Genomic DNA, 7,050 nt, shown 5'->3' on the forward strand with positions numbered 1-7,050 from the left:
GCCGGCCACCGCGCCCTCGCCCCAGCGCAGAGCCGGTCGACCGTCGTAGTCGGGCCAGCCCAGTCGGTTGACGGCCGCGGCCGTGGCGGGCCGCAGGGTGATGCCTGCGAGCAGGGCGGCGCGCCAGTCGGCGGTCGTCTCCTGGCCCGGCCGGGTGTCGCTGTCCACGCCTGCATCTTCGCGCCCGGGGCCGACCGGATGCCCGTCGTCGCGGCCATGGTGTCGTGGAACACGGACGGGCACTCCCCGCCGGCGGGTGGCTGGCGGGTGGCTGGCGGGTGGCCGGCGGGTGCTCGCGGGCCCGCACGCCTGCGACGCACCGTGCCTTCGGCCCGATGGCGGCCGGGGACATACTCTTTCACCCACAGCCCCCTGGGCGGGTGGGAACCCGGATCGAACCTGCTACACCGGTGCAGCGAGGGGAGCAGCGAGGGAAGCGATGCTCACACCGCTGATGGAGGACGATCCTCGCCAGATCGGCCCGTACCGTCTGCAGAACCGGATCGGTGCCGGCGGGATGGGGACCGTGTATCTCGGTTTCGCCCCGGATCGGCGTCCCGTTGCGGTGAAGGTCGCTGCCGAGGATCTCGCCGAGGACGAGGAGTTCCGCAGCCGCTTCGAACGTGAGGTGCGGGCGGCGCTGCGCGTGCGAGGCACGGCGGTGGCCGCCGTGCTCGACGCCGACACCGAGGCCGCGGCGCCGTGGATGGTCACCGAGTACGTCGAGGGGACCAGCCTGGCCGAGGCCGTCCGGGCCCGCGGTCGGCTGGAGGACCACCTCGTCCGGGGTCTCGCCGTCGGCCTCGCCGACGCGCTGGTCGCCATCCACGCCGCCGGCGTCGTCCATCGTGATCTCAAGCCGTCCAACATCCTGCTGGCCTGGGACGGGCCCAAGGTGATCGACTTCGGGATCGCGCACCTGACCGACAGCGCCACGCTGACCCGCACCGGTCATGTGATCGGCACGTTGGCCTGGATGTCACCGGAACAGATGCGCGGCGAGCCGTCGGACGCCTCAGCGGACGTCTTTGCCTGGGCGAGCTGCATGACGTACGCGGCGACGGGGCGGCATCCCTTCCATGCCGAGACACCGGACCTGCTTGCCGTCCGGGTGCAGCGGGACTCTCCCGATCTCCACGCGCTCCCCGGATACCTGCTCAACCTGGTCGCGAGGGCGCTGTCCAAGGCCCCGCGGGAGCGGCCGGACGCCGCCTCGCTGCTGGCCGCGCTGGTAGGCCGGGAGGTGCGTGGGGTCACCGAGGCCGATGCCGCCGCCGGCGCGGGGCGGGTTCCGGCCCGGCCCGCGCCGGCGGCGGCCGACCCGTCCGGTGGCTGGGCGCCGGACGTGCAGGGACCGGGCCCGGCACCCGGTCTGTGGCCGGTCGGACCCCCGCCACCCGCGTCGGCCTTTCGGCCCGCCGTGCCATTACCCCCCGCGGCATCGCCGCGACCGGTCGCCCCGCCACCGTCGGGAGCGGTTTTCCCGGGGAAGTGGGCGGATCAGGCACCCGCGGAGCGTCGGGGCGCGACCGCCGCCGCGGACGTGGCGTCCGATCCGGGACGGTCGGAGGTGACCTATCGCCCCAGCGACCCGACTCCACCGGCGCGTCCTCCCGATCCGTCGGCCTTCCCGCCAACGGGTCGACCGGCTGCGCTGCGGGTCGGGCTGTGGACCGACGCTCGGCGGGCCGCGGCGCCGCGGCGCCGGCACTGGAACAGCGGCGCGATGCTGTCGGTTCTCTTGGCGGTACTCTGGATCTTCGGGATTGGCAGTGCCGCGGCTGTCGTGGTGGGACTGGTCGCGCGGGTTCGGATCCGCCGCCGGGATGAGCGTGGCGCCACGGTGGCGGCCGTCGGTATCGGCCTGGGTTGGCTCGGGATCGGACTAACGATGATCTTGATCGTCGTTATCCTGAAATTCGTCTGACTGGTCCGGAGGGGCTGGCCACGATCGGTGTTTCTTCCGTGTGATTTCCGACATAATGAGGGTCTTAACTTTCGTGACGTCGGACACGGGACGGCGTAGGGCAGGTCCCGTCGGTCACGCTCAGCGGCTCCCGGCGGACCCGCGCTCTGAGGACGGTGGGGCGGAAGCCGCCCTCGGCGCGGTGGGTGTCCACACTCATTTGTCCTGTATCTGTCCTGTATCGACCTGCCGGGGCCCCGGACCGGGTCGAGGGATGCGCCGGATCGGCCCGTTCGATCCCACCCGTGGGCCGCCAGCGACGGCGGTGTGGTGCACAGCGCGTGGCGCGCGCTGTAACGCCCTCGTCAGTAGGCTCGCAGGCGTTCTGTGCAGCCCTACGTATCCCAACCCGTAACGACCGCATCCGACTGGACGGACCGTGGATCTTTTCGAATACCAGGCGAAGAAGCTGTTCGCCGAACATGGCGTACCGGTGCCCACCGGGAAGACCGCGACCACCCCCGAGGAGGCCCGCGCGATCGCCACCGAGCTCGGTGGCAAGGTCGTCGTCAAGGCGCAGGTCAAGACCGGAGGCCGGGGCAAGGCCGGTGGCGTCAAGGTAGCCGACGGGCCGGATGACGCCTTCGCGAAGGCGACAGCGATCCTCGGCATGGACATCAAGGGCCACACGGTCCACTCGGTGCTCGTCGAGGAAGCCAGCAACATCGCCGAGGAGTACTACGCATCCTTCCTGCTGGACCGGGCGAACCGCACCTTCCTCGCCATGGCCTCCCGGGAGGGCGGCATGGAGATCGAGGAGGTGGCGGCGACCAAGCCGGAGGCGCTGGCCCGGATCGCGATCGACCCGCTCAGGGGAGTCGACGCGGCCAAGGCGCGCGAGATCGCGGTCACGGCGAAGCTGCCCGAGGCGGCTCTGGACGGCGCGAGCGAGCTGCTGGCCAAGCTCTGGACCGTGTTCCTCAAGTCGGACGCCACCCTCGTCGAAGTCAACCCGCTGATCCTCACCGGTGACGGCCGGGTCGTCGCCCTCGACGGCAAGGTCAGCTTGGACGACAACGCCGACTTCCGCCACCCGGAGCACGAGGCGTTCGTCGACGTGGCCGCGGTGGACCCGCTGGAGCAGAAGGCCAAGGAGAAGGGCCTCAACTACGTCAAGCTCGAGGGTGAGGTCGGGATCATCGGAAACGGTGCCGGCCTGGTCATGTCCACCCTCGACGTGGTGACCTACGCCGGGGAGGAGTTCGGCGGCAAGCGCCCGGCGAACTTCCTCGACATCGGCGGCGGCGCGTCCGCCGAGGTCATGGCAAACGGTCTGTCGATCATCCTTGGTGACCCGGCGGTCAAGAGCGTCTTCGTCAACATCTTCGGTGGCATCACCTCCTGCGACGCGGTGGCCAACGGCATCGTGCAGGCCCTGAAGATCGTCGGCGACGTCAGCGCCCCGCTGGTGGTGCGCCTCGACGGCAACAACGCCGAGGAGGGCCGCCGCATCCTGGCCGAGGCGAACCTGCCGGTGGTCAAGCCGGTCGACACGATGGACGGCGCGGCGAAGCTCGCCGCCGAGCTCGCCGCGGCCGCGGCCTGACCTGGGCGAAGGGGATTGCGAACCGATGGCTATCTGGCTTGACGAGAACAGCCGGGTGGTGGTGCAGGGCATCACCGGCTCGGAGGGCAGCAAGCACACCCGCCGCATGCTCGCCGCGGGCACGAACGTCGTCGCCGGCGTGAACGCGCGCAAGGTGGGCCAGCAGGTCGAGGGCGTGCCGGTGTTCGGCTCCGTCGCCGATGCGATGGCGCAGACCGGTGCCAACGCCTCGGTGATCTTCGTTCCGCCCGCGTTCACCAAGGACGCGGCGATCGAGGCGATCGACGCGGCGATCCCGCTCGCGGTGGTCATCACCGAGGGCGTGCCGATCCACGACACGACCGAGTTCTTCGCCTACTCCCAGTACAAGGCGACGACGCGGATCATCGGGCCGAACTGCCCGGGTATCGCGAGCCCCGGTCTGTCCAATGCCGGCATCATCCCGGCCGACATCACCCCCGGCGGGCGCATCGGCCTGGTCAGCAAGAGCGGCACGCTGACCTACCAGATGATGTACGAGCTGCGGGACTTTGGCTTCTCCACCTGTGTCGGCATCGGTGGCGACCCGGTCATCGGCACCACGCACATCGACGCACTCGACGCCTTCCAAGCCGATCCGAACACCGACGCGATCGTGATGATCGGTGAGATCGGCGGCGACGCCGAGGAGCGGGCCGCGGCGCACATCGAAGAGCACGTGACCAAGCCGGTCGTCGGCTACGTGGCCGGCTTCACCGCGCCGGAGGGCAAGACGATGGGCCACGCGGGCGCCATCGTGTCCGGTTCGTCCGGTACCGCGCAGGCCAAGAAAGAAGCCCTGGAGAAGGCCGGCGTCCGGGTTGGCAAGACCCCGTCGGAGACCGCCCGGCTGATGGCTGACATCATGCGGTCGTTGTAGGCCTGTCCCGATGCCGAGCCCCCGCGGGACGCGGGGGCTCATCATCGGGACAGGTAGGGGTCTCGGCCGCGGGGCTTCGGGGACGGACGTCTTCCCTTCGCTTCCGACGGCTGCAAGACTTCTGCATCGGTGCATCGACGGCTCTCGTCTCCGCACCGACCGACCAGACGAAGTGGGGTTGCCGTCGTGGCACAGATCGGCGGTCGTAGCGTCGCCACCAACGACATCGGGGTGGTCGCCTCTGGGGCGGTCACGTTCATCGTGAGCTTCCTGCCGTGGTATTCGGTGAGCCTGGGGTTTTTCGGCCGCTCGGCGGAGGCTCACAAGAACGCCTGGGGGCTCGGGTTCAACTCCTGGTTCCCGGTGTTCCTGGTGGTCGTGGTCGCCGGTCTGGTGACGGCGCGCGTCGCCGCCAACGTCCGCATCCCGGACGTTGGTCCGGTCTCGATCCTGTGGATACTGCCGGCCGTCTCGGCGTTCGCCGTCCTTCTGCTGTTGATCAGATGGATCCGGTTCCCCGACGTGCCGAGCGGGGTGGACGCCGGGCCGAGTTTCGGGTTCTACCTCGCCTTGCTGCTGACGATCGTGCAGACCGTCTTCGGTGTGCTCACGGCGCTGGCGAGCGGAGCGCCCATTCCCGGCCGTCCGGGTGCCCGTCCCACCGGGCCCGGTCAGCCGGGCGCCTGGCCTCCGTATGGTGGTCAGCAGCCGCCCTACGGTCAGCCCTACGGCCAGCAGCCCACTCCCGGTTACGGCCAGCCGCCCACGGGGTACGGGCCGCCGCCGGGCTATGGGCCGCCCGGTCAGCCGCCCACGGGCTACGGTCAGCCGCCTGTCGGCGGATACGGCGCGCCGCCCGCCGGCGGATACGGGCAGCCGCCTCAGCCGGGCGGGTACGGGCAACCGGCCCAGCCGGGCGGATACGGCGCGCCGCCCGCCGGCGGGTACGGGCAGCCGGCCCAGCCGGGCGGGTACGGGCAGCCGTCGCAGGGTCAGGCTCAGTCGCCCGCAGGTTATGGCCAGCAGCCGCCTCCGCCGGGTGGTTACGGCCAGCAGGAGCCTCCTCCCGGTCGTTGATCCGATACGTGCCCGCCTCCATGCAGCCGCCCAGACTGCCGCGACGCCTTGCCGATCGGATCTGGCAGCGGGGCGGACGGCCCCTGGCGGAGGCGGTCGCCGCGTCGGCTGCGGGCTTGATATTCATCGAATTCGTCGTTCTGGTTGTGTGGGGAGCCGACACCGGCTCCTCCACCGGACCCGCCGCGGCTCTGCGCGTCGGAGCCGATCTGTGGCTTGCCGCTCACGGAACGACGCTGCGGCTCCCTGACGGGATCATCGCGTTCCGGCCATTGGGCCTCGCCCTCTTTCCGCTGGCCGCGGCGCTGAGCGCGGCACATCGGCGGGCGAGCGCGGTACCGCTGCAGCCGCATGCCGTTCTCAACCGGATGCCCCTGGGCCGAGTGTCGCTGAACCGGGTGTCGCTCGGCCGGATGCCGCTGGGCCGGGTGTCGCGGTTGCGGCCTGCCCGGCTCGGCGGAGGGCGCTCCGCCGCTTCGGTGGCGGACCTCGGGGACTCCCGCGGGGGCCGCTGCCGGTCGGATGGCGCCGTCGGGGTCCCTTGGCGGGCCGTGGCAGGCGACGTCATCGGCGTCGTGGGCGCCCAGACTCTCTTCGTCGTGGTCGTCGCGCTCATCGTGCGCACGCACTCGGTACGGCCGACCCCCGGTTCTGCGGCGCTGGGGACGGTCGCGTTCGGGATACCGGCCGCCCTGCTCGGCGCGCTGGCCGGCCGCCATCGGCTGCGCACGGCATGGCGGATGCTGCCCGTGATGCTGCGCGTCCCCCTGCTGTCCGGCGCGGCGGCGTTTATGGCGCTGCTGGCGGCCGCCGCGTTCGGGGTCGCGCTGGTGCTCGCGGCGACCGAGCCCGAGGTCGCCGCCGCCGAGCGCTCGCTCGACGTGGGCGTGCTCGGGGGTCTCGGGCTCACGGCGACCCAGCTTGCGCTGTTGCCCAACCTGGTCCTCTGGGGTCTGTCCTACGCCCTCGGACCAGGATTTCGAACGGGTCCGGGTCTGGTCCGGGCGGATGTCGTCCGCCCGGCCGACCTGCCGGACCTCCCGGTGCTGGCGGCCCTTCCGCCGAGCGCGTTACCCAGGCCCGGGTGGCTCGTGCTGGCGCTGGTGCCCGTCGTGGCCGGCGTCGTGCTTACTGTCATGGTCCATCGGGCGAGCCTGGGACGCCGCTCCCGGGCTCGCATCCTGACCGTCCTGCTCGGGGCGGTGGTCTGCGGTGTCCTCGTGGGTCTGGCGGTCCAAGTGTCGATGGGACAGGTCGGGACCGTGACGGGTCAGGGTAACCACTATGGTCCCTCGTCCGGATGGCTGTGCGGCCTGATCGCCGGGGGGGAGACCGCGCTTGTCGGACTCCTGTTGATCGGCGGCATCGACCTGGCGGCCCGTCGGGCCGAGCGGCCGTTCGTCGCCGACGACGCGGCGGCGCCCTCCTGGTGGCGCAGGCTGCAACCGTCCGGATCATGGTCGTCAGCCCGGCTGTCACGACGACACCCCTGACCGGCCTCGCGGCCCCGCTGCCGCGGCCTCCTCGAGGTCTGTGGGCCCGCAGCTCCCCGCCCGGCGGGGA

5 protein-coding genes are annotated in these 7,050 nt (G+C 71.5%); all 5 read left to right on the forward strand.

All coding sequences use genetic code 11. The features are described 5' to 3' along the window. Positions 1-439: 439 nt before the first annotated feature. The 5 genes from AC08OP_RS17315 to AC08OP_RS17335 all read left to right on the forward strand — a co-directional run bounded on the left by AC08OP_RS17315 (position 440) and on the right by AC08OP_RS17335 (position 6,980). A complete protein-coding gene (locus AC08OP_RS17315) occupies positions 440-1,927 on the forward strand; it encodes a serine/threonine-protein kinase (RefSeq protein ID WP_476615143.1) in 1,488 nt (495 codons plus the stop codon). Between the two features lie 418 nt (positions 1,928-2,345). Further along, positions 2,346-3,512, forward strand: coding sequence for an ADP-forming succinate--CoA ligase subunit beta (gene sucC, locus AC08OP_RS17320; RefSeq protein WP_476615144.1), 1,167 nt, complete (start codon positions 2,346-2,348; stop codon positions 3,510-3,512). Between the two features lie 25 nt (positions 3,513-3,537). Beyond that, entirely contained in the window at positions 3,538-4,410 is an 873-nt protein-coding gene (sucD, locus tag AC08OP_RS17325) for a succinate--CoA ligase subunit alpha (RefSeq protein WP_476615145.1), read from the forward strand. Between the two features lie 186 nt (positions 4,411-4,596). After that, complete coding sequence (locus AC08OP_RS17330) at positions 4,597-5,487, forward strand: hypothetical protein (RefSeq protein ID WP_476615146.1); 891 nt, start codon at positions 4,597-4,599, stop codon at positions 5,485-5,487. Between the two features lie 20 nt (positions 5,488-5,507). Continuing rightward, positions 5,508-6,980: a cell division protein PerM gene (locus tag AC08OP_RS17335; RefSeq protein WP_476615147.1), complete on the forward strand. Its 1,473-nt coding sequence runs from the start codon at positions 5,508-5,510 to the stop codon at positions 6,978-6,980. Positions 6,981-7,050: the final 70 nt, after the last annotated feature.

This window comes from Frankia sp. CeRuru1 (genome assembly GCF_977966315.1).

Bases quoted from the DNA above. Each gene is read 5' to 3' on its own strand.
- AC08OP_RS17315 (WP_476615143.1), top strand. From the start codon at position 440: ATGCTCACACCGCTGATGGAGGACGATCCTCGCCAGATCGGCCCGTAC.
- sucD (WP_476615145.1), top strand. From the start codon at position 3,538: ATGGCTATCTGGCTTGACGAGAACAGCCGGGTGGTGGTGCAGGGCATC.
- AC08OP_RS17335 (WP_476615147.1), top strand. From the start codon at position 5,508: ATGCAGCCGCCCAGACTGCCGCGACGCCTTGCCGATCGGATCTGGCAG.